The sequence below is a fragment of the Picosynechococcus sp. NKBG042902 genome (assembly GCF_963864045.1).
Lineage (GTDB): Bacteria > Cyanobacteriota > Cyanobacteriia > Cyanobacteriales > MRBY01 > MRBY01.
In genome coordinates this window covers 38,474-63,145 of the sequence record NZ_CAWLTV010000059.1, presented here as the reverse complement: position 1 = coordinate 63,145, position 24,672 = coordinate 38,474, and the positions used below count along the sequence as shown (strand labels likewise).

Annotated in this window: 28 protein-coding genes; 11 read left to right on the top strand and 17 right to left on the bottom strand. The window is 51.1% G+C overall.

Annotation, left to right across the window (positions count from 1 at the left end):
* Positions 1–574 (bottom strand): RNA-guided endonuclease InsQ/TnpB family protein (locus AACR41_RS03850; protein WP_030007763.1); only part of this gene is annotated, 574 nt, incomplete at its 3' end.
* Positions 575–862: 288 nt separating this feature from the next.
* Here AACR41_RS03850 and AACR41_RS03845 point away from each other — a divergent pair.
* Together AACR41_RS03845 and AACR41_RS03840 are read left to right on the top strand one after the other, a co-directional pair.
* A complete protein-coding gene (locus tag AACR41_RS03845; protein ID WP_030007762.1) occupies positions 863–2,227 on the top strand; it encodes an NAD-dependent succinate-semialdehyde dehydrogenase in 1,365 nt (454 codons plus the stop codon).
* Positions 2,228–2,276: 49 nt separating this feature from the next.
* Positions 2,277–3,914, top strand: coding sequence for an acetolactate synthase large subunit (locus AACR41_RS03840; RefSeq protein ID WP_030007761.1), 1,638 nt, complete (start codon positions 2,277–2,279; stop codon positions 3,912–3,914).
* On the opposite strand, the gene cobA is transcribed toward AACR41_RS03840, so the two are convergent.
* A complete protein-coding gene (gene cobA / locus AACR41_RS03835) occupies positions 3,897–4,667 on the bottom strand; it encodes a uroporphyrinogen-III C-methyltransferase (RefSeq protein WP_223209948.1) in 771 nt (256 codons plus the stop codon). The two genes, AACR41_RS03840 and cobA, sit on opposite strands and share 18 nt — an antisense overlap.
* Positions 4,668–4,913: 246 nt before the next feature.
* On the bottom strand, positions 4,914–5,054 hold the full coding sequence (locus tag AACR41_RS03830) for a hypothetical protein (RefSeq protein WP_012308359.1): 141 nt from the start codon (positions 5,052–5,054) through the stop codon (positions 4,914–4,916).
* Between the two features lie 178 nt (positions 5,055–5,232).
* Between AACR41_RS03830 and gshA the strand changes: the two genes are divergently transcribed.
* The 5 genes from gshA (at position 5,233) to AACR41_RS03805 (ending at position 10,727) form a co-directional block, all read left to right on the top strand.
* Positions 5,233–6,378, top strand: coding sequence for a glutamate--cysteine ligase (gene gshA / locus AACR41_RS03825; RefSeq protein ID WP_030007759.1), 1,146 nt, complete (start codon positions 5,233–5,235; stop codon positions 6,376–6,378).
* A 56-nt stretch (positions 6,379–6,434) separates the two neighbouring features.
* Positions 6,435–6,890 carry a tRNA (cytidine(34)-2'-O)-methyltransferase gene (locus tag AACR41_RS03820; protein ID WP_030007758.1) on the top strand — a complete coding sequence of 152 codons (456 nt, stop codon included), beginning with the start codon at positions 6,435–6,437 and terminating at the stop codon, positions 6,888–6,890.
* Between the two features lie 749 nt (positions 6,891–7,639).
* Positions 7,640–9,601: a LysM peptidoglycan-binding domain-containing M23 family metallopeptidase gene (locus AACR41_RS03815; protein WP_030007756.1), complete on the top strand. Its 1,962-nt coding sequence runs from the start codon at positions 7,640–7,642 to the stop codon at positions 9,599–9,601.
* A gap of 148 nt (positions 9,602–9,749) precedes the next feature.
* The gene (locus tag AACR41_RS03810) at positions 9,750–10,487 is read left to right on the top strand and encodes a dienelactone hydrolase family protein (protein ID WP_030007755.1); all 738 of its coding nucleotides are present in this window, start codon (positions 9,750–9,752) and stop codon (positions 10,485–10,487) included.
* A gap of 24 nt (positions 10,488–10,511) precedes the next feature.
* A complete protein-coding gene (locus tag AACR41_RS03805; RefSeq protein ID WP_012308354.1) occupies positions 10,512–10,727 on the top strand; it encodes an RNA-binding S4 domain-containing protein in 216 nt (71 codons plus the stop codon).
* A gap of 16 nt (positions 10,728–10,743) precedes the next feature.
* Here the strand turns inward: AACR41_RS03805 and AACR41_RS03800 are convergent, their stop codons facing one another.
* The 8 genes from AACR41_RS03800 to AACR41_RS03765 form a co-directional block, all read right to left on the bottom strand.
* Positions 10,744–11,988, bottom strand: coding sequence for a vWA domain-containing protein (locus AACR41_RS03800; protein ID WP_030007754.1), 1,245 nt, complete (start codon positions 11,986–11,988; stop codon positions 10,744–10,746).
* Between the two features lie 137 nt (positions 11,989–12,125).
* Positions 12,126–13,127, bottom strand: coding sequence for an EAL domain-containing protein (locus tag AACR41_RS03795; RefSeq protein ID WP_052349707.1), 1,002 nt, complete (start codon positions 13,125–13,127; stop codon positions 12,126–12,128).
* A 23-nt stretch (positions 13,128–13,150) separates the two neighbouring features.
* Positions 13,151–13,783, bottom strand: coding sequence for a CBS domain-containing protein (locus tag AACR41_RS03790; RefSeq protein WP_052349706.1), 633 nt, complete (start codon positions 13,781–13,783; stop codon positions 13,151–13,153).
* A 142-nt stretch (positions 13,784–13,925) separates the two neighbouring features.
* A complete protein-coding gene (locus AACR41_RS03785; RefSeq protein ID WP_339367623.1) occupies positions 13,926–14,603 on the bottom strand; it encodes a cupin domain-containing protein in 678 nt (225 codons plus the stop codon).
* On the bottom strand, positions 14,581–15,792 hold the full coding sequence (locus tag AACR41_RS03780) for a M20 metallopeptidase family protein (RefSeq protein WP_030007752.1): 1,212 nt from the start codon (positions 15,790–15,792) through the stop codon (positions 14,581–14,583). Before AACR41_RS03780 ends, AACR41_RS03785 begins: the two co-directional genes overlap by 23 nt.
* A gap of 92 nt (positions 15,793–15,884) precedes the next feature.
* Positions 15,885–16,172 (bottom strand): TMEM165/GDT1 family protein, encoded by a 288-nt coding sequence (locus tag AACR41_RS03775; RefSeq protein WP_030007751.1) that lies wholly within the window; start codon positions 16,170–16,172, stop codon positions 15,885–15,887.
* A gap of 79 nt (positions 16,173–16,251) precedes the next feature.
* The gene (locus AACR41_RS03770; protein ID WP_012308349.1) at positions 16,252–16,569 is read right to left on the bottom strand and encodes a TMEM165/GDT1 family protein; all 318 of its coding nucleotides are present in this window, start codon (positions 16,567–16,569) and stop codon (positions 16,252–16,254) included.
* 89 nt (positions 16,570–16,658) lie between these two features.
* Positions 16,659–16,883 (bottom strand): hypothetical protein, encoded by a 225-nt coding sequence (locus AACR41_RS03765; protein WP_045442321.1) that lies wholly within the window; start codon positions 16,881–16,883, stop codon positions 16,659–16,661.
* A gap of 53 nt (positions 16,884–16,936) precedes the next feature.
* On the opposite strand from AACR41_RS03765, the gene AACR41_RS03760 reads away from it, so the two are divergent.
* Positions 16,937–17,980 carry a fatty acid desaturase gene (locus AACR41_RS03760; protein WP_030007750.1) on the top strand — a complete coding sequence of 348 codons (1,044 nt, stop codon included), beginning with the start codon at positions 16,937–16,939 and terminating at the stop codon, positions 17,978–17,980.
* Positions 17,981–18,184: 204 nt separating this feature from the next.
* Here the strand turns inward: AACR41_RS03760 and AACR41_RS03755 are convergent, their stop codons facing one another.
* The gene (locus tag AACR41_RS03755) at positions 18,185–19,639 is read right to left on the bottom strand and encodes an ammonium transporter (RefSeq protein ID WP_030007749.1); all 1,455 of its coding nucleotides are present in this window, start codon (positions 19,637–19,639) and stop codon (positions 18,185–18,187) included.
* 296 nt (positions 19,640–19,935) lie between these two features.
* Here AACR41_RS03755 and AACR41_RS03750 point away from each other — a divergent pair, with 296 nt between their 5' ends.
* Together AACR41_RS03750 and AACR41_RS03745 are read left to right on the top strand one after the other, a co-directional pair.
* On the top strand, positions 19,936–20,553 hold the full coding sequence (locus tag AACR41_RS03750; RefSeq protein WP_030007748.1) for a response regulator: 618 nt from the start codon (positions 19,936–19,938) through the stop codon (positions 20,551–20,553).
* Positions 20,554–20,616: 63 nt separating this feature from the next.
* Positions 20,617–21,102, top strand: a complete 486-nt coding sequence (locus AACR41_RS03745) for a GNAT family N-acetyltransferase (protein ID WP_030007747.1) — start codon at positions 20,617–20,619, stop codon at positions 21,100–21,102.
* Between the two features lie 16 nt (positions 21,103–21,118).
* Here AACR41_RS03745 and AACR41_RS03740 read toward each other — a convergent pair whose 3' ends face one another.
* From AACR41_RS03740 to AACR41_RS03720, 5 genes are all read right to left on the bottom strand, one after another.
* Positions 21,119–22,042 carry a hypothetical protein gene (locus AACR41_RS03740; RefSeq protein ID WP_052349705.1) on the bottom strand — a complete coding sequence of 308 codons (924 nt, stop codon included), beginning with the start codon at positions 22,040–22,042 and terminating at the stop codon, positions 21,119–21,121.
* Positions 22,043–22,213: 171 nt separating this feature from the next.
* Complete coding sequence (locus tag AACR41_RS03735; protein WP_012308342.1) at positions 22,214–22,738, bottom strand: NAD(P)H-quinone oxidoreductase subunit J; 525 nt, start codon at positions 22,736–22,738, stop codon at positions 22,214–22,216.
* A 3-nt stretch (positions 22,739–22,741) separates the two neighbouring features.
* Positions 22,742–23,473, bottom strand: coding sequence for a photosynthetic/respiratory NAD(P)H-quinone oxidoreductase subunit K (ndhK, locus tag AACR41_RS03730; protein WP_012308341.1), 732 nt, complete (start codon positions 23,471–23,473; stop codon positions 22,742–22,744).
* Positions 23,464–23,826, bottom strand: coding sequence for a photosynthetic/respiratory NAD(P)H-quinone oxidoreductase subunit C (gene ndhC / locus AACR41_RS03725; protein ID WP_012308340.1), 363 nt, complete (start codon positions 23,824–23,826; stop codon positions 23,464–23,466). The genes ndhK and ndhC overlap by 10 nt, the downstream gene beginning before the upstream one ends.
* 219 nt (positions 23,827–24,045) lie before the next feature.
* A complete protein-coding gene (locus AACR41_RS03720) occupies positions 24,046–24,360 on the bottom strand; it encodes a GIY-YIG nuclease family protein (protein ID WP_030007745.1) in 315 nt (104 codons plus the stop codon).
* A gap of 69 nt (positions 24,361–24,429) precedes the next feature.
* Here AACR41_RS03720 and AACR41_RS03715 point away from each other — a divergent pair, with 69 nt between their 5' ends.
* Positions 24,430–24,660 carry a hypothetical protein gene (locus AACR41_RS03715; RefSeq protein ID WP_152551021.1) on the top strand — a complete coding sequence of 77 codons (231 nt, stop codon included), beginning with the start codon at positions 24,430–24,432 and terminating at the stop codon, positions 24,658–24,660.
* Positions 24,661–24,672 lie beyond the last annotated feature (12 nt).

The following is a 24,672-nucleotide window of genomic DNA, read 5'->3' as shown; positions in this document are numbered from 1 at the left end:
TCGCTTTTCCTGATGGCATTACTGATTCTTGACGGTCTACACTTACCGGAAACTGGGCATAGTAACCATCGGCCCGGCGCACTAATCGCACCCGCTTAATTTGCTCTGGTTGGTAAAAGTTCAGGTCACGGCTTCCCAAGAGTTTCAATCGACCAATCTTATTTTTGTCAGTGAAGACGATGTATTTACGATTGTCCTCCAGTTTCCACCCCGTGGTTTTGTATTCCACAGAGCGGCAGTTCTTTTGGAATTTGGGATAGCCTTTTTTCCCTGAGACTTTCTTCTTGCAGGCTTCGACGTGAGCGCTCAGCCGAACGTCTTCGTAGAAACGACTGATGGCCGACCAAGCCCGTTCAGCGGCAGATTGTCTAGCCTGAGAGTTTAAGTCATTGGCAAAAGGAAACTCCTTGGCCAATACTGCGCATTGTTTATTGAGGTCGTACTTCGTGACATTGGGGTTATCCATCCAATAGCGGATAGACTTATTCCGGATGAACTGAGTTGTCCGAATAGCCTCGTCAATGGCGTTGTATTGAGCCGGTTTACCTTTGACTTTAAACTCAAGAATCAGCATTAGTTCGACCATTCCAATGTTTATGCTGGATATTTTAAAATAAAACAGAAAATGTAGTTTGCTTCTTCCCGTTGGTCAGACTTCGGCGAGCTCAGTCGAGTCGTCGCTCGGCTTATATCCCCGCTCTAAAAGAGGCAGGGTTTTACGCCGACTTTCCGATAAAAATATCCGTGTCGGGTGTATGTCACGGATTGTTTAGGTTTATCGGTATCGCTAAAAATTGCAAAAATTCCCGCTTACACTGAGAAGAGTGGAGGCCTCAAGCCCGCAGCGGCAAAGGAGAGAGTTATGGCGATCGCCACGATCAATCCCACGACCGGAGAAATATGTCAGCGTTTTAAAGCCCTGACCCCAGCAGAAATTGACGCAAAATTAGCCAAGGCCCAGGAAGCATTTCAAGCATATCGGCGCACCAGTTTTAGCCAACGGCGACAGTGGCTCGAAAATGCAGCGGCCATCCTCGAACGGGATGCCAGTAAGTTTGCAGAAATTATGACCACTGAGATGGGAAAAACCCATAAAAGTGCGATCGCCGAAGCCGAAAAATCTGCTTTCGTCTGTCGCTACTATGCCGAACATGGTGAACAGTTTTTGGCCAACGAATACACAGAAACCCAGGCCACAGAAAGTTATGTGTGCTATCAGCCCTTGGGCATTCTGCTCGCGGTGATGCCGTGGAATTTTCCCTTCTGGCAAGTTTTCCGTTTTGCCGCCCCAGCATTAATGGCCGGGAATGTGGCGGTGTTAAAACATGCGTCCAATGTGCCCCAGTGCGCCCTGGCGGTGGAAGCGATTTTAGAGGCGGCAGGATTTCCGGAAGGGGTGTTTCAAACCTTGTTAATTGGCGCGTCCCAGGTAGAGCAGGTGATTAAAGATCCCCGGGTGAAGGCCGCCACCTTAACAGGGAGCGAACCAGCGGGGGCGAGTTTAGCCAGTCTAGCGGGCCAGGAAATCAAACCGACGCTGTTGGAACTGGGTGGCAGTGATCCCTTTGTGGTCTTTCCGTCGGCGGATCTCGATGAAGCAGTCGAGGTCGGTACTGTAGCCCGTACGATGAACAATGGTCAATCTTGTATTGCCGCGAAACGATTTATTCTCCACGAGGCGATCGCCGCCGAATTTCTCGAAAAACTCCAGCTCAAATTTGCCAGTCTCAAGATTGGCGATCCCATGGCACCGGAGACGGATATCGGCCCCTTGGCAACGGAGGGCATCTTGCAGGATATCAGCCGCCAAGTGGATCAAGCGGTGGCCGCTGGGGCCAAGGTTTTGTTGGGCGGGCGACCCCTAGACCGCGCCGGTTATTTTTATCCGCCGACCATTTTGACGGAGATTCCCCCAGGGGCAAAGATTCTCCAGGAGGAACTGTTTGCGCCGGTGGCGATGGTCTTTACGGTTAAAGATCTCGATCAGGCGATCGCCCTCGCCAATGATATTCCCTTTGGTTTAGGGGCCAGCGCCTGGACAAATGATCCAGCAGAACAACAACGCTTTATTCAAGAGCTCGATGCTGGGGCCGTCTTTATCAATGGCATGGTGAAATCTGACCCCCGCCTCCCCTTTGGTGGGACGAAACGCTCTGGTTATGGGCGAGAATTGGGCCTCGCTGGGATTCGCACCTTTGTGAATGCCAAAACGGTGTGGCTAAAATAACCCCCCGACTTTATCCCAACGATTTTGGTGCCTGAGGAGGCGATCGCCCGTGAATACTGCAGAATTATTGATCCGATGTCTAGAAAATGAAGGGGTGGAGTATATTTTTGGGCTGCCGGGGGAAGAAAATCTCCATATCCTCGAAGCCCTTAAGGAGTCTCCCATCCGCTTTATCACCGTCCGCCATGAACAAGGTGCCGCTTTTATGGCCGATGTATACGGTCGTTTAACCGGAAAAGCGGGGGTTTGTCTGTCTACCCTGGGGCCTGGGGCTACCAATCTAATGACCGGGGTTGCCGATGCGAACCTCGATGGGGCTCCCCTGATTGCGATTACAGGGCAGGTGGGTACCGACCGCATGCACATTGAATCCCACCAATATCTTGATCTGGTGGCGATGTTTGCCCCCGTCACCAAGTGGAATAAACAAATTGTCCGGCCGAACACGACCCCGGAGGTGGTACGTCGTGCCTTTAAAATTGCCCAGCAGGAAAAACCAGGGGCCGTACACATCGACCTCCCTGAAAATATTGCGGCGATGCCCGTAGAAGGTCAGCCCCTCCAGCGGGATGGTCGTGAAAAAATCTATGCTTCAAGCCGGAGTTTAAACCGGGCTGCCGAGGCGATCGCCCATGCCAAGAGTCCTTTAATTCTGGTGGGTAATGGCATTATTCGCGCCGATGCCGCCGAAGCCCTCACCGATTTTGCCACCCAGCTGAATATTCCCGTGGTCAACACCTTTATGGGCAAAGGGGCAATTCCCTACACCCATCCCCTGTCCCTGTGGACGGTGGGACTCCAACAGCGCGATTTTGTCACCTGTGCCTTTGAACAGAGCGATTTAGTAATTGCAGTGGGCTACGATCTGATCGAATATTCCCCCAAACGCTGGAACCCAGAGGGAACAACCCCAATTATCCACATTGGTGAAGTGGCTGCCGAAATTGACAGTAGTTATATTCCCCTCACAGAAGTTGTCGGCGACATTGGTGATGCCTTAAATGAAATCCGTAAACGCACAGACCGTGAGGGCAAAACCGCGCCAAAATTTCTCAATGTCCGGGCTGAGATTCGGGAGGACTATGAACGCCACGGCACCGATGCTAGTTTTCCGGTCAAACCCCAAAAAATCATCTACGATCTCCGCCAAGTGATGGCCCCAGAGGATATCGTCATTTCCGATGTGGGGGCCCACAAAATGTGGATGGCCCGCCATTACCATTGCGATCGCCCCAATACTTGCCTGATTTCCAATGGATTTGCGGCGATGGGCATTGCGATTCCCGGGGCTGTGGCGGCTAAATTAGTCCACCCAGAAAAAAATGTCGTGGCTGTCACGGGGGACGGGGGATTTATGATGAACTGCCAGGAGCTAGAAACGGCCCTGCGCATTGGGGCGAATTTTGTCACCCTAATTTTTAACGACGGTGGCTATGGTTTGATCGGTTGGAAACAGATTAACCAGTTCGGCGCACCAGCCTTTGTGGAGTTTGGCAATCCCGATTTTGTGCAGTTTGCCGAAAGTATGGGCCTCAAGGGTTATCGGATTACTGCCGCCGCCGACCTTGTGCCGACCTTAAAAGAAGCCCTAGCCCAGGATGTGCCAGCGGTGATCGATTGCCCCGTAGACTACAGCGAAAATGTGAAATTCTCCCAAAAATCAGGGGATTTAATCTGTCGCATGTAACAGGGTGTCGTACTGGGGATGGAGTTCTACCACGCGACCCACAATGGCGATCGCCGGCGCAGAAAAGCCCGTTGCTTCGACTTTTTGGACAATGTCCCCAAGATTACCCAGAAGTTCTTCTTGATCCGGGCGCGTTCCCCAACGAATTAGAGCAATAGGAGTGTCTGTGGTTAAGCCCCCTGCGAGGAGCTGGGGAATAATTTGGGGCAGATTGTGGATGCCCATGTAGATCACAAGGGTCTCGGAACCCTGGGCGATTGCCTGCCAATTAACCTGGGGTCGATACTTGCCAGCGGCCTCATGGCCTGTGACAAAGGTTGCCGAACAACTATAACCACGGCTGGTGAGGGGAATGCCACAGTAGGCGGGAGCGGCAATGCCAGAGGTAATGCCTGGGACAATTTCGACGGGAATATTTGCGGCTTGGAGATCGGCCATTTCTTCGCCGCCTCGCCCAAAAACAAACGGATCGCCCCCTTTCAAGCGCACCACAATGGCGAATTCCTGGGCTTTTTCGATCAAAATTTTTGTGGTTTCTTCCTGGGGGAGTGAATGTCTGCCCCGGCGTTTCCCCGCATGGATCCGTTCGGCCTGGGGATTGATCATCGCCAAAATTGGCTCACTGACCAAGGCATCATAAACAACCACATCAGCCATTTCGAGGAGGGTTTTGCCCTTTAGGGTAAAGAGGCCAGGATCACCGGGGCCTGCCCCAACAAGGTAAACTTTGCCGACTGGAGTGCTAGGGGTCATGGAATTTGCCATGGAGGAGGGGTTCAGGGAGAAAATAAATTTAAGGGAAATGGCTGAGGAGCCGTAAGGTATCTCAGATTAACACGGGCAATTTTTTTTTCTGTATCTTTGGTTGCCCTTTCTAAAGAAATACTTAATTTTTCCCTTGACAAGGCGATCGCCCTTTCGTTTTCCGCCAAAAAATCCCTAAAAATCTAAAAATAAGGAGCCATGGCCCCAATGAAAAACCATGACGCCCCATTTACCCTAGGCTCGCTCCTGCTTCTGGGGATTAGACCGGATTTGTTGGAGCAATAGTTCCAATTCCGCTTGGATCGAGAGATATTTTACCCGGGTATCTAGGGGTAGTGTATTAGCGGCTTTATCCTGGACTGTACATTGACTCATGGTTTGATCTAAAGCAATTTTAAAATGGCGTTTATTAAGAGAATGAGTATATTAACTTAAAATTCCCCACCGTCAGGGAGAAATTTTCGCACAAGGAGAGAGAAGGGCAGCATAAAATAGTGTATTGCTGGATAATCTGCATGATTCATCCCCCATTGCCAGGATTTGAGGATACATTTTGCTGCTATCAAAAGGTTTAGAGATTGAAATCTACACAGGCACCCCCACCGGAGAAATTATCGGCCTCTCCGATCAAGTGGTAAAGGCCCTTGAAGGCTTTGTGCGGGAACCTGATAATCGCAATGTCGAATACACTACGCCCCCTTGTTGCAGCTATGAAAGTTTGCTCTGTGCAATTTTGCAGCCCCGACTGCAACTGCGTCAGTTTTTAAAAACCCTGGGGAACTACACCCTCATTCCTGGCAGTACCCTCTCTCTCGGTGATGCGAGTCGCTTTTTTCGCTCGGATCCTCAAAATCCCTACCATGCCTATATTGAACAGACCTATGGCACCGATGTGGTGACGGCCAGTGTCCACATTAATATTGGCATTGAGGATCCAGAAATTTTGATGCGGGCCTGTCGGTTAATGCGCCTCGAAGCGCCGTTGATCCTGGCGCTGAGTGCGGCCTCGCCGTTTCTAGATGGTCGCGTGACGGGTTCCCATTCCCGCCGCTGGCAAGTGTTCCCGAAAACCCCGGCCCAGGTGCCGTTGTTTACCAGCCATCAACATTTTATTGATTGGACTAATGAGCAACTCCGCCTGGGGACGATGCAAAATGTCCGACATTTGTGGTCTTCGGTGCGTCCCAATGGCGATCGCCGTCCCTACTCCCTGAATCGTTTGGAATTGAGAATTTGTGATTTGGTGATCCATCCCCTGCAATTGCTGGCCATTGTCGCCTTCGTCGAAGCAAGAATCCAGCAGCTTTTAGCCCAGCCCCACCTCGACCCCCTCAAGTCCAGTCAGTTAAATCCAGCCCGCCTCTTGGAAATTACCGATGCCAATGAGCAACTGGCGGCCCAATCTAGCCTAGAGGCGACCCTCTATCACTGGCGCACAGGCCAGCCGATTCAAGCGGTGGATTGGATCCAAGAAATTTATACAGAAGTCTATCCCTTTGCGAAACAGGCGGGATTTGCTTGTTTTCTCAGCCCGTTGCAAAAGTTACTCCGGGAGGGGAATCAGGCTCAACAATGGCTCCAGGCCCATCGTCAAGGTCAACCTTTAGAGATGATTATCCAAAAGGCGATCGCCGAAGCCGAAACCCTCGATCAAGAATTAGCCCAATATTTGTGCGAACCCGCTGCCCTTGTGGCCTAGGTGCTTGAATGGGTATCTTTAACTGTTTGTAAGACTTTTTTGATTAATCTGCGCCGATGCCCCAACTGGTTCTTGTTCACCCCCAAATTCCCCCCAATACAGGTAATATTGCCCGCACCTGTGCGGCGACCAATACGGAATTACACCTCGTCGGCCCCCTAGGTTTTGAAATTGGCGATCGCCACCTAAAACGCGCCGGCCTAGATTACTGGCCCCATGTCAAACTTTCTTTCTATCCCGACCTTGAGCATTTCCTCCAGGCCCAGGCCACCAGAGGAGGGCGTCTCCTGGGTTACAGCGTCCGGGGCACGAGCCAATACACAGAATTCACCTACCAAGATGATGACTGGTTGCTATTTGGTAGCGAAACCCAAGGCCTCCCCGCAGAACTGCTCCAACGCTGCGATGCAACCCTAACTATTCCTATCAATAAGACCCATGTTCGGAGCCTTAATCTTTCCGTGAGTGCAGCGGTGGGTCTCTTTGAAGTGCGGCGTCAATTAGGGCTTTAGTTTTCCCCGATAAGATATTTCTATCACCGCCCCCCCGTAGTGCGCCGAAAACATTAACAGATCTCCCCTGAATCGGTGGAGATTTTATTCTTTTAAAACAAAAATACTATCGCTAAATGGGTACTTAGAAAGCCTAAAAAACTTATGCAATAGGTGTCTTGGCTAGAGAAGCTGTCAAAACCAAAAAAATATGCTAGGCGATCGCCAGTGGGGAAAAGTGCAACTAAATATTAACTGAAATCACCCTTGTTCTGTATCCTGGACTACCCATTGATCCCAGTGTTTTTCCCCCAGAAAAATCAAAATATATCAACCCAGACTTGTTAAAAAGAAGAAACCAGGGTAACCTTTCCTAGACATTCACCAAATGTCCAATTCAAGTGATCTCAATCACGAGAAGTCGGTAGAATTGTTACTTCAATTGTTTCAGTTGAAGCAGAATGAAACCACTGCTCGACACAAGTAGGAGGTTGTTTTTGAAGGACGTATCCCAAAAGCACCGCATTGTATCCCCTGAAGGTACTGCAGCTTTGGCAACGTCGGTAAAGTCGAACCAAGCATCTGTTTTCCCATCAGCCTGCTCCCCCTGGAGTCTTGTTGGTTTTCTGGAAAACGTGCCTCACTTCTCACATTTTTTGTCTTCCCATTGAGGGCTACGAAAAATTTCACCGATTTCGGTGTTGACCACGGAAGTAACGGCTTTGCCCAATTCACGAACAGACCGTCTTTTTTCCCAAGGAGAAACATTTATGATTCCTGCTCCAGTTACTTTAGCAACGGCTCCGGAGGTCGAATCCCCCCAACTCGTCGCTGCTGTAAGTTCAAATTCTGTCAGTAGGGTTGAGCCTGAACTACCCGCCATCAAGCACATTGTTGCTGAAGCTGATACGTTTTGGTCCATTGCTCAACGGTATGGCGTGGCCCCTGAGGCGATCGCCACCTTAAACGATCTCACTGTCGAAAGTACTCTAGTGGTTGGGCAAGCACTAAAAATTCCGGCCCCTTCCCAACAACCGATCGCCCGTTATGAGATTGACTCTCCGGCGATCGCCCCCAGTGAGCAACCCACGCTCCCCAAGCCCAGCGTCGAAGTTGCCGCCCTTGAGCTTCCTTCCCAAGCCCTCATGGATGCCGATTCTGCCCGCCTTGAGGCCGACGCACCTACCGCTACATTACGCGCCGAACAGGACAAACTCGTCGAAAGTATTCAAGCCCTAAAAAGCCAGCCTGTGGAAAAGGTGATTTTTGAGGCCAAAACAGAGGCACCTCAACCCGAAACCTTGGTTAGCTCCACTGCTTTGACTCCCCAGGCACCCACCGCTGCCCCCAAGGGCGTTGTCACAATTCCTGTACCGAAACCCCAGGACTTCAGTGCGCCCACGGCCAAAGCGGAACACACACCGGAAACCTTAATCGCTAACAATGCGGTTTCTAGCCCCCAGCGTTTACCGGAACCCCCCCAGCTCCAATCTCCTACCCCTGAATTGGTATTGGAAGCGAAAAAAGAAGAAAAAGCAGAACAGGCCCGCTCTGTCACCCTGACTGTTCCGCCAGCCCAGAGCAATGCCTCAACGCCTCTGGTGCGTCCCCAAGAAAAGGCCGCTACTCCAGCAGCCCCAGCGGAAGTCTTGGTTGCAGCAAACACCAATGCCGTGCCCAAAACCCATGTGGTTCGTCCCGGGGAAACTTTATATGCGATCGCCCGTCGTTATGGCATCTCAGGGCGTGAATTGATTACCGCCAATAAGCTGCTCAATCCCAACGTAATCTACGTCAACCAAAAGCTAGCGATTCCGGCTCGCGCCCAGCAACCCCAGCCCCAAAAAGAATTTGTGGCCCTTGTTCCCCAAATGGAGGTAACCCAAGGCGTGAATCGTAATAGTGCAACCCTAGCGAATGCCGTTTCTCTGCCGCAGCCCAAATTACAGGCAGAAACTAGTTCTGTAACCGCACCGGACAGCGACCGAATCACCACGGAAGCCGCCGTAGAAAAGCTTAAAACTGACATCGCGCGGCTACGTCGGGAATATCAACAGCAATCAACGCCCATTGCCCTCAAGGTTCCGGCTCCCAATGTCGAATTCACCAGCAATGAGCGCGCTGCGGCACCGGCCCCGGTAGTTAACCCAGAATGGCAAGGACAACCTGAGCCTTCTGCTGCGGCCCCCCGCACCGTGGAAGTGCCCGAAGCGCCCCAGGAAATTGCAGCGGCTTCTCCTGGCAACGTCGCCAACTACAACGCGCTTCTGCGTCTCTCTGTTGGTGAAACCGTGAGCCCGGATCTGCCTCCCCTGGCCTCTCCCGATGAATATTTACCGGGCGCTGAAATCTTCAATGGTTATATTTGGCCGGCGAAAGGAACCTTTACCTCTGGTTATGGCCCCCGCTGGGGTCGGATGCACCGGGGGATTGATATCGCTGCCCCCACAGGCACCCCCATTTTTGCAGCGGCCAATGGTGAAGTGATTACAGCTGGCTGGAACTCCGGCGGCTATGGCAACCTCGTCAAGATCCGCCACGGTGATGGCAGTGTCACGCTATATGCCCACAATAGCCGGATCATGGTACGCAAAGGCCAACAGGTCAAGCAAGGCCAACAAATTGCAGCCATGGGGAGCACTGGTTTTAGCACTGGCCCACACCTCCATTTTGAGATTCATCCGAAGGGTCAGGGAGCAGTTAACCCGATGGCCTTCTTGCCGAAGCGTTAGGGCAAAATATTTAACTTTTAAGTTCAATACATGGATTTTTTAAGAGAGGGAGTCTTTCCCTCTTTTTTTGTGACTATGGGCAAAGCAATTTCGCAGGGAGCACCTTCTAAAATGGGAACGACGAAGTTATTTATCCAGTGTTTTTGTGATGTCCCCACTCCAAACAGAAACGGTTCAAATTCCCAATGGTGATCTGCAGATTGCGGCTTACTTGAGCTATCCAGTTAGTGCGGAACCCTTGCCCGCTGTGATTGTGGTGCAGGAAATTTTTGGGGTTAATGGCCACATTCGTGATGTCACTGACCGCATTGCCCGCTTGGGTTATGTGGCGATCGCCCCGGCGATTTATCAACGGTTGGCCCCAGGATTTGAAACAGGGTACACCCCAGAAGACGTGAAAGTCGGACGGCAATACAAAGAACAGACTAAGGCCACAGAACTACTTAGTGATCTCCAGGCAACCATTGATTATCTTTATGATCTGCCCCAGGTGAAGCCCACGGGGGTTGGTAGCATTGGGTTTTGCTTTGGTGGTCATGTGGTCTATTTGGGGGCCAGTTTGCCGGAGATTAAGGCAACAGCGTCTTTTTATGGTGCTGGGATTACCACCTGGTGTCCTGGGGAAGCAACCCAGACAACCCTGGACTATACCCCTGAAATCCAAGGCAAACTCTACGGTTTCTTTGGGATGGCCGATGCGTCGATTCCGGCGGCTCAAGTAGATCAGATCGAGACGGCTTTAAAAACACACCAAGTCGAGCACAAGATTTTTCGCTATGAAGGGGCAGGCCATGGCTTCTTTTGCGATCGCCGTGCCAGTTACAATGAACAGGCCGCCCAAGCAGCATGGCAAGAGGTACAGACTCTCTTTGCTGAAACCCTCTAAATTTTTTATTTTTGTCTAACTCCGATGACCCAGATGCCGACCGACGACCCCACAATTCAGCTTGATCAATTTCTGAAAATTATGAACCTTGTGGCGACGGGGGGTCAGGCCAAAATGGTCATCCAGGGGGGCTTCGTGGAGGTCAATGGAGAAACAGAAACCCGCCGCAAACGGAAATTACGCCACGGGGATTTGGTCAGTTTTGAAGGGACAACGCTCCAAGTTGAATTTGACGAGTAGGGTGGTTTCCTAAAGATTAAGGTTGAATCATTGTCTTTGCGGCGATGCGGGTGCGTTTGCGATCGCCTTCGGAGAGGTCTTGGCCCCCTTGGAGTTGGGTGGCATTTTGCTGGAGGACGGTGGCGGCATTGGTGTCGCCCAATTGGATCGCCGTTTTTGCCGCCGTTTGGAGGAGGGTTGCGGCCCCTTGGCGATCACCCGCCTTGAGCTTGTCTTCGGCCAGTTGGGTTTGTCGGTATTTAGCAAGGGCGAGAATCGATTGCTGCACCACCGGATTCGGGGCTGGTTGATAGTTTTCTTGGACGTCTACGGTGATCGGAATCGCTTCCGAAATGAGCCGGGTTCGGCCCGTGGCCGGGTCATCGTAGCGGACTTGGGCCTGGGCGATGGCTTGGTGGCCGGGGGGCAGTTGGTCGATATAGAGATTGGCCAAAATAATCCGGGGCGCTTCGGTTAAGAGATCCCCAAGGCGGACACCGTAAAAATCGCCTTCCTTGACCACGGGCAACTCGATGGTTTCTGGGGCCACCTGGGCGAGGGGTTTGAGGTCTGCCAAGCGACTACCGGGAGAAAGTTGCAAAAGCAGTTGAGCATTGGTTAAACCAACCGATTGGGCGCGCTGGAGGAGTCGTTCAAATTCGGTGAGGGCCTGATTGGGGGTTTCAATATAAGCCAAGCTGCCATTGGCCGCATCAGCAATTTTTTCGAGGACATCTTGGTTCCAATTTTCGCCAAAACCGAGACTATTGAGGGTGACGCCATGTTCGGCAGCAACGGCGGCAATTTCCAAGCAGCGGCCATTATCGCCATGTTCATTTTCGCCATCGGTGAGCATAAACACCTGGGCGGCGCGTTTACCGGGGCTATTGGCCAGCTCCTGTAACCCAAGCTTAATACCATCGTCGATACAGGTGCCCCCGGCGGCCTCAAGGCGATCAATCTGGGCTTTAATGTGGGCTTTGTCCGTGACGTCTTGGTTGGGGACAATCACCTTTGCTTTGTGATCAAAGGCAATCACCGAGAGGCGATCGCCTTCCCGCAGTTGGTCAACCAGTTGTATTGCGGCTTCTTTAACGGTGCGGAGGGGTTGCCCAGCCATTGAACCACTGTGATCGAGCACTAAACAAAGATTGAGCGGCAGGGTGGCGTCTTGGAAATCACTGGCGATCGCCCCAATGGAGAGGGAGAGTTGCCGTTGACTCTGGGCCTGGGTGGCATCCAAATGGGCATCACTAAGGAGCGCTTGCAGTCCGACTTGCATCATGGCTATTTCTTGATAAGGCGTGAATTATTGGGGGCAAACCCCGCAGACAGAGGCAAATATTTTCGCAATTTCAGCATAACTGTTTCCCTCGGGGAACGGGCAACGACGACTGGGTTTCGTAATGATTCGGAGTTTTAGGCTGGATAATTTGCTAAAAATGTTTCGAAGGCCGCCGTCGGCAGGGGGCGACTAATGAAAAACCCCTGGAAGGTGTAACAGTGATGTTGGCGCAAAAATTCCATTTCTTCAGCCGTTTCTACCCCTTCAGCGACGACCGAAAAGTTAAGCTGCTGGGCCATGTTGATCAAGGCTTTGGTGATGGCGGCATTTTTAGGGTTTTGGTGAATATTTTCCACAAAGCAGCGATCAATTTTGAGGGTATCAAAGGGAAAATGTTGCAGGTACCCCAGGGAGGCATAACCCGTCCCAAAATCATCAATGGCGATCGCCACGCCTAGTTCCTTAATCAGCCGAAATTGGGCCATCGTAAAATCAACATTCTCCACTAGGGCACTTTCGGTCAGTTCTAGTTTGAGCCAGCGGGCCTCAAGCCCCGTTTCCGCCAAAATTGCCTTGAGGCAGGGCACCAGTTGGGGGCTTTGTAGTTGCTTACTCGAAAGATTGACCGAAATTTGCAAGGGAGTCAGGCCCCGTTGTTGCCATTGGACGGCTTGGGTACAGGCTGCTTTGAGGATCCATTCCCCCAGGGGCACAATAAAGCCTGTCATTTCGGCGAGGGGGATAAACTCCCCCGGTGAAACCAAACCCTGTTCTGGTGATTGCCAACGCACCAACACTTCCGCCCCAATGATCCGCTGACTTTCGATGTCGAGTTGGGGCTGGTAATAGAGTAAAAATTCGCCGTTTTTCAGGGCCTGTTGGAGGTGGAGATTTTTGTGGGGTAAGAGGCGATCGCGGTCTTCGCTCAGTTGTTTGACTCGATGCTGCAAAATTTCCAACATCCCGAACAGTTCTAGGGGATCGAGAATTTGGGAGAGATTACTTTCTGTCAAAATACCCCGTAATGCCCCGTCTTTTCCGGTAACAACGATCCGCCGCACCCGATGCCGTTGGAGTTTTTCTTGGGCGATCGCCAAGGAATCCCCAGGATGCAACTGGATGAGGGGCGCACTCATCACTTCCCCAACACCCAAGGCCTCTAAATCAGCACCAGAGCCTTGTAATTTGACGATATCTCTTTCTGTGACAATACCGATGGGCTTGAGAAATATCCAGCTTCGATGGCCACCACTATGCAGCTAATCCGTCGCCTCGCCATCAATTGCGCGACTTCGAGGACAGAGGTTTCTGGTGGGGCGGAAATCACTTGACTAGACATCACCTCCCGCACTTCCCGAAACCGGAGAAAATAGCCCAAATGTAACGCCTGCCGCAACAGACTAAGGGTTGTAACCCCAATCACAAGCTGCTGTTCATCCACGACGGGCAAATGGCGGATCTGATGCCGTCGCATTAAGTTATAGGCCGAAAAAACGTCGATTAAATTTTTCTGCTCAATGGTCACCACCGGGCTAGTCATAATTTCCCGCACCAAGGTTTGGTGGAGCGCTTTCGGTGAAAGGGACAGCCGCACCAAGTCCCGCTCCGTTAAAATTCCCACCATTTGTTCCTCCTCCGTAATGATTAAGCAACTTTGGGGAGAATCTTTTTCCTGGCCTGTCATGAGGGCGATCGCCTCGGTGAGGGACGTCTGACTATTCAGGAAAATCGGCTGCTCAAAGCTGATCCCTTGACCCGTAGCCAGGTCATCATTCTGCCAAAAAAAAGTCATATGGCTCCGGGGAAAATTACCTATGGTTTTACGGGTTAACGCTACTCAATGATAGTGTCTGCACCTATGTTGGGTTTTAGCACAGATTTTCAAAGCGAGATCCCACAAAAACGCAAAAATCCCCTGGTATTTGATGAATGCCTTACAAATGGCCCGTTTTCACATAAATAATGCAGCCTGCTCGACTAAAGGGAGTATGAATACTATCGGGGGGATTGCGTAACCAACTGCCGGCGGGGTAGCTGCCCTGCTCATCCTCAAAAGTCCCTTCCAGGACAAAAATTTCCTCACCCCCCCAATGGCGATGGGTTTGGAAATAAGTACCCGGTTCCCACCGCACCAGGGCAACATTTTCCCCCTGGAAATTATGCAACGGCAACACCGATAAACCTTTCACTAAGCCGGGTACCCAGGGCTGCACTTGGGTATTCACCCGCACAAAAGTTTGATCCGCCGGATCCATTTGCCAGAGCTTCACGAAAATCGTACAACCCGTTTTACTGTGGGGACGGTGACTGGAACCCACGGGATTACGCACATAGGTGCCGGGAGGATATTCCCCATGTTCATCGGCAAAGGTGCCTTCTAGGACAAAAAATTCTTCCCCACCGCCGTGGGTGTGTTCCGAAAAATAGCTATCGGGGGCATAGCGTACCAGGGAAGTGGCACGGGCCACTTCGGCCCCATCCCGGTCTAACATTCGCCGTTCGACCCCGGCCATGGGTGAGGCTTGCCAGGGTAAAGCGTTGGTATCGAGGACGACTCGTTCTTGTAAGTCAGCGTGGAGTTGCATGGGCTTAGGCGAGGTATTTTTCGACACAACGGACAAACATTTCCACCCCCATTCCCAGGGCTGTTTCATCAAAGTTAAAGCGGGGATGGTGGTGGGGATAGGCGAGATCAAAGTAGGGATTGGCTGAACCAAGGAAGAAGTAACAACCGGGCACTTCCCGCAGGAAAAAGGACATATCTTCGCTGCCCATGGTTTGACATTCGGGCATCACGCCTAGGGGCGTTTCGATGGTTGCCTCGGCGACGGAACGCACCAACTCAGCCATGGCGGGATCGTTGATCGTCGGTGGGTAAAGATGTACGTGGTCTAATTTGTAGCTGGCCCCATAGCTTTGGCAAATGCCGCTGACGATGGTTTCGAGGCGATCGCCAATGGTTTTTTCCAGTTGGGGGTTGAAGTAACGGATGGTGCCCTTGAGATCTGCATAATCGGCGATCACATTCATCGCGTGGCCCGCTTTAAATTCGCCCACCGTAACCACCGCCGCATCGAGGGGATTAACAATACGGGACACAAGGGTTTGCAAAGCACCGACAATTTGCGCCCCTACCACAATCGCATCGACAGTCTGGTGGGGGAGAGCACCATGGCCCCCTTTCCCCTGTACCCGCAGGTCAAAGCTTTCGACCGCCGCCATCAACGCCCCTGGCCGTACCCCCACCGTGCCCAGGGGAAGATTATTCCACAGGTGCAGGCCAATAATCGCATCCACATCGGGATTGTGAAGCACTCCAGCTTGGATCATTGGTTTTGCGCCACCGGGACTTTCTTCAGCGGGTTGGAAAATAATTTTCACAGCCCCCCGGAAACTGTCGCGGTTTTCCTGGAGGTATTTGGCCGTCCCCAAGGCGATCGCCACATGGCCATCGTGACCGCAGGCGTGCATTACTCCCGGATGTTGGGAGCGGTAATCCACCTCATTTTCCTCTTGGATCGGTAGGGCGTCCATATCGGCGCGAATGCCCAGCACTTTCCCCTTTTGATGACCCTCGATGAGGGCGACAATACCGGTTTCAGCGATGCCCGTTTGGTGGGGGATGCCCCATGCCGTGAGCTTATGGGCAATAAATTCTGCTGTCAGATTTTCCCGAAATGCCAGTTCTGGTTTCTGGTGGATCTGGCGACGCCACTGGACAATTTCTGATTGGAGCGCTTGAATCGTGGGACGAATCCGGTGTTTGTGGAGAACGGCATCTAAGCTAACGGTGGCAACCATGGGAAACCCAACGCAAGGGCGTAAAAATCTGCCCTTCTAGTGTAGAAGATTCTTTTTTCTCCCGTCGATCTGCGGACTGGGGAAATAGAGGCCTAATCTTCGTCTGCTGGGGTCGGGTGCCACAACAACCGCACGGCGAGGGTCGCAAAACCGATGGCCGCTAGACCCTTGAGAATTTGGGCAGGGATAAACGCAGCGAAAGCTCCCCCGGCAATGACACCCAAAAGACTGGTGGTAATCAAAGCCGTCACAGAGCCAAAAAATACAGCAATGGGTGATTTGGAACTGCCTCCTAAGGCGATCGCCGCCAGTTGACTCTTGTCACCAATCTCCGCCAAGAAGACGGTAATAAAAGTGAGACTTAGTAATTGCCAATCGATATCTACCATGGGTGAGAAAACTGTTTTATCGGTGAATCACGTTAATCAAAAACCAGGAACGGTCGCCTGGGAAAAGGCATTAGGCTGCCAGCATATCCACAATCAGAAGACCCGCAATCACGAGCAGCAGCACGCCAACAAACATGTCTAAAATATCGGGGGCCAGTTTCCGGGCGAGCCAGTAGCCAATGATTACCCCCAGTAAGCTCGTACTGACCAGGGCAAGGGCGGCCCCCAAAAAGACCACCCAGGGAGAAGCCGCTTGGGCCGAAATCAAGAGGGTGGCTAACTGGGTTTTGTCCCCCATTTCTGCAATGAAAATCGTCAAAAAAGTGGAGCCGAAAACAGTCCAAATACTCCAGGGTCTTTCCTGTTTGGGGGGGTGACTGGCCGTCATATTACTTGGGGAAAATCTCGCTTAAAACCATGGCTTAGTTTATCAGGTATGTTTCGTGAATATGAAACAAAAGTGAAAGTCTAGGGAAGCTAAAGGGGATGGTTCGGCGGACTTTTCTCAGGATCGGTGGGGGAATTATGAGGCGATCGCCCCAGGGCAAAAATGAGCGTTGGTGTCCCTCCCAAGAGGCCCCAACCCAACCAACGCCGGAAGCTGTAACCCTTGCGCCAAGAGACCAATGCCGCCATCACCCCCATCAAACAATGGAGGCTTGCCAAGAGCCAGACCCGGTAATCGAAAAAAAACGCTTGCATAGTGATCGTGGTATAACCTTTAGAAACCATGTTACATTTCGCAAACAATATCAATGACATCAGTTACTGTGCGCCCTAGTGCCACAACTCTTTTAGAAAAGCATCCAAATCTACGGCTCCGGGATATCCTCGATACATTGCCCCGGTCTGTCTACGAAATAAATCCGCTAAAAGCTTGGTCTAGGGTGCTGTTAAGTGTGGCGGCGGTGGTGGGTTGTTATGCCCTCTTGGCGATCGCCCCTTGGTATTTACTTTTACCCGTTTGGTTTTTAACTGGAACTGCCCTAACGGGTTTTTTTGTGATTGGCCATGATTGCGGCCACCGCTCCTTTTCCCGCAAAAATTGGGTCAATAATTTAGTCGGTCACCTGGCTTTCTTGCCGCTCATTTATCCTTTCCATAGCTGGCGCATTCTCCATAATCATCACCATCGCTACACCAACAACATGGATGAGGACAATGCCTGGGCTCCCTTTACCCCTGAGCTATACGATGACTCTCCGGCCTTTATCAAAGCCGTTTACCGGGCGATCCGGGGCAAACTCTGGTGGCTTGCTTCGGTGATTCACCAACTGAAATTACACTTTAACTGGTTCCAATTTACCGGGAAGCAACGGGAACAAGTGCGTTTTTCGGCCCTATTTGTGATTATCGCTGGGGCGATCGCCTTTCCGGTTATGTTCTACACCCTCGGCGTTTGGGGCGTCGTGAAATTCTGGCTGATGCCTTGGCTTGGCTACCATTTTTGGATGAGCACCTTCACCCTTGTGCACCACACCGTACCGGAAATTCCCTTTAGCTACCGGGACAAATGGAATGAGGCGATCGCCCAACTGTCTGGAACCGTCCATTGCGACTATCCCAAGTGGGTTGAAGTCCTTTGCCACGACATCAATGTCCATGTGCCCCACCACCTTTCTACCGGGATTCCCTCCTACAATCTCCGCAAAGCCTACGCCAGCATCAAGCAAAATTGGGGTGAATATCTCTACGAAACCAAATTTTCTTGGGAGTTGATGAAAGCAATTACTGAGCAATGTCACCTCTACGACGCTGAGCACAATTACATTTCCTTTGCGCAACATCAAAAACGCTAATTTCAGTAAAACAATTTTTTAAAAACGAAAATATTGCCGACTGAGCTTTTGTTTCGACACCCTAGGTTTTAGGGTGTTTTTTATGTAAAAAAAATCCCCTCTAAAGGAGATTTTGTTGGTTATGCTAAAGAGCCTCCTAACATTCTCTCTGGAGGGAGGTGCCGAAGGTGGCGGGTGAGTCCCTAAGGAAAGGAGGTGCTGAAATTACTCCCGGAAGAAGCGGTGGTACGCTTCCATACCATGTTCACCAATATCGAGACCTTCTAGTTCCTCTTCTTTGCTCACCCGGAGGCCCATACTCAGTTCTAGGACTAACCAGATGGCAAAGCTAAAGCCAGCGGTAAACATACCCACCACGACAACACCAATAAATTGACTGAGCAGTTGGGCAACGCCACCCCCAAAGAATAATCCGGCACTAGGGCCAGCATCGGCGGCATACCAAGGGTAAACATCGCCCCCCACACTGAATAAGCCCACGGCCAGGGTGCCCCAAATACCACAGACGAGATGCACCGAGAGAGCACCAACGGGGTCATCAAAGCGTAAACCCTCGAAGGTCAGCACCGAAAAAACCACGATCACCCCGGCGATCGCCCCGATCACGATGGCTGAAGGAACATTCACATAGGCACAGGTGGCAGTAATTCCCACCAACCCAGCCAGGACACCGTTAATGATCATCGAGAGGTCTGGTTTCCCAAATTGAATCCAGGAGGTAATGGTCGCGGCGATCGCCCCAGCGGCAGCAGCCATATTGGTCGTAACGATGATATGGCTAATGGCATCGGGATCAGCGGCCATCGTCGAACCTGGATTAAACCCAAACCAACCCAACCAGAGGATTAATCCCCCTAAAGTGGCGGTACTCATGTTGTGACCCGGAATGGCATTGATGCGATCGCCAGCAAATTTTTCGAGGCGTGGCCCCAAGAGGATCACCCCCATCAAAGCAGCCCAACCGCCCACCGAATGCACCACCGTTGATCCGGCAAAATCATAGAACCCGAGGGTCGCTAACCAACCGCCCCCCCAAACCCAGTGGCCGGTAATACCATAGGAAAATCCCACTAAGAACAGGCTAAAAATCACGAAAGAAGCAAACTTAATCCGTTCCGCCACGGCCCCAGAAACGATGGTGGCCGCCGTTCCCGCAAAGGCCAATTGGAAGAAAAACTTGGTGTAAAGGGGAATCCCCGCCCAGCTTAGGGACGAAAAAATCCCACTGTAGGCTGAATCCGTGAGGGGACTATTATCTGCCCCAGTAAGAAAAAAGCCATTCCAGCCTAAAACGGCATTGCCATCGCCAAACATCAGGGCAAAACCGATCGCCCAAAAAGCAAGGCTCGAAAGGGCAAAGACAATTAGGTTTTTCGCCAAAATATTGACGGTATTTTTCGCCCGACAAAAGCCGCTTTCTAACATCGCAAACCCCGCATTCATAAAGAACACGAGCATCGCCGCGAAAACCACCCAGAGGGTATCTAGGGTGACCTGAACGGCTGGGGGAATTTCACCAAGGCTCCCTTGGGCGATCGCCACCCCCTGCCAAAGGAGCGGTAACATACAGGCCAAAAGCAATAAGCGGCCCTGGCGGCGAAATGGGTAGCTAAGCCGAGGGGAAAGCCCCCGAAACCACGAATCAAATGAAAAAGTCATAGCAAAATAAAAATGAAGAACCCATAATTATGGTCCATGAGTGTATTGCCGTAATAATCTTGTATTACGTCATTAAAGCCGCGCAAAATGTAGCTTTCGTCACTAAGAAAAAAATTTATACTCCTTAAGATGAACCTTGGACTCAAGGATAATTTTTAATGAGCTGTATCTCCCCAGGGGATGTTGTTACCCACCAAGCCCTCAGCGGCCGTTGAGTCATATCCGTTGCATCACTTGGGTTTCTACCCTGTGGCGATCGCCCCTCCGCACACCCCTATGGATATTCATAAAAACCAATGCTGATGAACATTGCCGATAAAATCGTGATTCTCCATCAAGCGGAGTTGCAGGGGAACATCTGGGAAAAAATCCTCCATTCCCAAGGGCTACAGTCTGTGATCTTGCCCTTCAGCGTTGATCTGCAGGGAGAGCTCCTGGATTTGGCGGCGGCCCAACAATCTTTACCCAACTTGATTTTATTAGAGCAACAACTACCCAGTTTCGATACGGCGAAGTTTTGCCAGTGGATGCAAAGCTTTGAGCAACCAATTCCGGTGATTTTAATTGCGGCCCAAACCCGTAAGGTGGCCCCGGCTGATCGAGAAACGGCGATCGCCAATGGAGCAGCGGATCTTCTACCTCAATTTGATCTCAATAGCATTGCGATCGAAGCCGTCAGTGGCCTCAAAACCGTCGCCAAGGTGTTGGGAAATATCAACATCGTCAACAATACCCTCGTCACCTGCATCATGGAACTGAAACGGGAGCTAGAAGCGGGTCAAGAATTTCCCGTTGCTCCCCCTGTCGTGTCTTCAAATACACCTGAACTAAAACCGCCCGCGCCGACCGTTGCCTCACCACCACCGGAAGCCCCTGCCCCGAAAACCCGTAAATATCGAGGCCGCGATTATTAAACTCCAGAGCGATCAATAAAAACCATGGCATAATAGCTTCGCCTCAGGTTAAGGCTTTGCACTATGGATCAAGTTTGGCGAGATAAATTTTGGGTACGGGATTGGCAACCAGGCGATCGCGCCGATGCGGCCAAGGTCATTGAACAGGTTTTAAAAGAGTACGGTTTACCCTGGGAACCGGAAGGAGCCGACGAGGAATTATTTAATATCGAAACCTATTATTGGCAGCAGGGTAGTGAATTTTGGGTTATCGAGCAGGCCGGAACCATTGTCGGCACCGCCGCCTACTACCCCATTCCCAAAGGCAACAAGGCCGTCGAAATCCGCAAGATGTACCTTCTGCCTGAAGTGCGGGGCCAGGGTTTAGGAAAATATCTCCTGGAGGAACTCGAAAAGGCGATCGCCAACCGGGGCTTTGCAGAAATCTGGATCGAAACTGTTACTGTTCTCAAGGAAGCGGTTCAACTCTATGAAAGCCAAGGCTATCAACCGATCACCGATGTCGAAACCGCCCGCTGTGACCTCGCTTACATTAAATATTTACCGTGAGTTTTTCCCAGAAAAATTACTTGATTTCTCCTGCTGTTAAATAATTTGCTTCTTCTAGGAAGTCTTTGAGGGCTGCGGGGAAAGAATCATAGGTCAATAAGCTCCCCTCGCAATTGCCCTGATCATCAAAATTGCCCCGGCATTCTTCGAGGCCCCAATCACTGGTTCTGTCGTAGCGATTGAGCATTAAATTCCAGCCCGCTTGGGTTTCACCGAGGATGGCCTTTGTCGCCACATAGCCCGCCAGCATCCCATTCACTTCATAGCCTTCTGTTTCTGCATTTTGAATCGCGGCCCACATCGCTTGGAGTCGTTCCCGGTGGAGAGGGTAAAACCGTTCTTCTTGGGAGACATCCCGCAAGATTAAACCGTCTAGCTGCCAAACTTGCACGGGCGGAAAACTGCCAGCATAGCTGCTGTAGCGATAGAGAAACCGATTATCACTGGTGACATATTCATAAATACCGTTGTCGTCAGGATCTTCGACGGGAATTGGCCCCCCATCAAAGGCCCCTAAATCGACCACTTCCCAGGTATTGTTGTCGGGATTTTGGGTGAAAATTTGCACCATGGCACAGCAATGGGCACCACCGGAATATTGGGAAAAAATCACCTCTGGGAAGTCATTATTCGGATCCATCTCCGCGATTTGCACCAGGCTATACATCATAAAGGAACTGTCTTCTGTCCGCCGTAACACTTCTCGCTCATCCACCTGAATGGTCAAAGTCGGGACATAGTTGCTCCAGCCCTCTGGATTGGTTTGTTCGGCATAGCTGAGATTCGCCGTTACTCCCTGGCTGGTAATACTTCCAGAGTGATCGGGAGTTTCGTAATCAAATTCTAGGGTTGCGACCTTGGCCTGGGCACCACTGCTGAAGCCTAGGGGAAAAAGTGCTGTGCTAATAAAAAAAGTGGCGATCGCCTTTTTGATACCCATTGCTATCTCTAAATTCTCAGGAGTTTTCTTTCAAATGGTAGGCAACGCCGTTGGGCCACTGACCCAAAAGTTCAGAAAATGTTGTAGTCTCCCCCAAGCTACAAAATAAAAAACACCCCCATCTAGGAGGTGCCACCATAAATTCCAAGCCGTCAATGCGTTCGGTAGACCTTAATAAGCGTCCTGGAGTTCGTAAAAATCAGGGGAAACATAGTCTTTCCGCAGCGGCCAGCCGATCCAATCTTCCGGCATCAAAATCCGCTTAAGGTTGGGGTGTCCTTCATAGACAATGCCGTACATGTCATAGCTTTCCCGCTCTTGCCAGTCGGCCCCTTTCCAAATCCAATACACCGAAGGTACCACTGGATTTTCTCTCGGTAGAAATACCTTAACGCGGACTTCTTCTGGGTCGGTCACGTTGTCTCCGACCTTCAGCAAATGGTAAAAACTCACCAATTCTTTGCCTGGCCCCAAATCATAGGCCCCTTGACATTGGAGATAATTAAACCCAAAAGCATAGAGGGCAGTGCAGAGGGGAATTAGGAGATCAGCATCGACTTTAATAATCTCGATACCAGAGTGATCTCGCTCTAAGGATTCGTGGCTAAAACCGTTTTCTGTCAACAATTGGGAGACAGCACCCGCCTCAACAATGGCGGCTTCTTCGGGGGTGGGGTTTTGATTTTCTTCTGCCATCGCTTAGGCCTCCTCTCTTTGTTTCGCGGTCAGCAGTGCAGGGGGAACAGGCATTCCCATCGCTTCGGTGAGTTCTTTCGGCGGGTTGTTCCAGGTATCCATACCCAAATATTTCCCAGTGAGAATTGGCTCTACCACTTTCATGCTGTGGGCGGTGCTGTAGTAGCGGTGAGTCTGTTCTGTTTTTAAAGACCGCTCTTGAATGGTTTCGTTAGAAACTTTTTTGCGCAATTTGATAATGGCATCAATGATGGCTTCTGGTCTGGGGGGACAACCGGGAATATATAGATCCACCGGAATCAGCTTATCAACGCCCCGGACAGCGGTGGTGGAGTCGCTACTGAACATCCCGCCGGTGATCGTGCAAGCACCCATGGCGATCACATATTTCGGTTCGGGCATTTCTTCGTAGAGACGCACCAAGGCCGGAGCCATTTTCATGGTGACGGTACCAGCGACCAAAATTAGATCTGCCTGACGAGGACTAGAACGGGGCACGAGGCCAAAGCGGTCGAAGTCAAAGCGGGAGCCAAGGAGGGCGGCAAATTCGATAAAACAGCAGGCTGTCCCGTACAAGAGCGGCCACAGACTAGAGAGGCGCGCCCAGTTGTAGAGGTCATCAACGGTGGTGAGGATGACATTCTCCGAGAGATCTTGGGTGACCTGCGATCGCCCCATGGGGTTGAGCAGTTTTTCGGTTTGCTGTTGTTCAAAGGATGTCGGATTCATGACCATTCAAGGGCTCCTTTTCTCCAGGCGTACACAAGGGCAATCACGAGGATTGCGATAAAAATGAGGGCTTCAACAAAGGCAAGGAGGCCGAGTTGGTTAAAGGCCACCGCCCATGGGTAAAGGAAAACGGTTTCCACGTCGAAGACAACGAACACCAAGGCGAACATATAGTAGCGGATGTTGAACTGAATCCACGCGCCGCCGATGGGTTCCATCCCTGATTCGTAGGTGGTTTTGCGTTCAGGCCCGCCCCCTTTAGGACGCAGCAGTTTCGATGCGGTGAGGGCAAGGATCGGGACTAGGCTACTGACGATGAGAAAGCCTAGGAAATATTCATAGCCGGAGAGGACAAACACTGGTGTTGTAATACCTCGCAGTTTTTTGACTTGGAATTTTTATGTCCTATCCAGTATAAAACCTATCCCGGCGGGATCATAGGTAGATGCTCCTAATCAATGACATAAGTGAGAGTTGAGGATTGGAACGCTCTTGCACTGGAGGCGATCGCCTTTACTGGCTAAGCGGAGCCAAAACCAGCGACCGGGCTTCGACAATGCTCAACCCTCATTAATTTGTCAGCCCTCGTTAATTCTTCGTTTTTGGTAATGTGACTCGTTTTGACATTCCGCCAAAACATGAAGACGATCCCAGTCGCTATTCATCAAAGCTAACTTTTTCGCCCGACTCCAACCCTGCACCTGCTTCTCCCGATAAAAAGCATTGGCCACATGATCATAATATTCCGCATAAACCAATTTAACAGGCAAACGTTTCTTCGTATGATTAGCCCCCTGCCCATTTTGATGCTGCCATAAACGCCGCTCCAAATCCTTTGTACTACCCGTATAAAACGATCCATCGGCACATTCCAAAATGTACATATGGGACATAGTTGAACTCCTTGTTGTCAAAAGATCGGGCTTCGACTCCGCTCAGCCCTCATCCGTCTTAAAAGCTGGTTGAGCGAAGCCGAAACCAGCGACAAACCCAACATCGACCCAATACTAGCCAAATTTTCTTCACTCTCTTGGTCAAGCTCCGCGATCGCCTTTAAAGTATCCTCTGGTTTGCGTAATGGTTCTTCCTCCGGTGCATTGGAATTTTTGCCGACAGATCAAACGATTCCAGATCAACTGGATAAGAGGCAAAAAGACGTCATTCAAGAAGATTTATGGTTTCTTCGGCTATGAAAAACGTTTTGA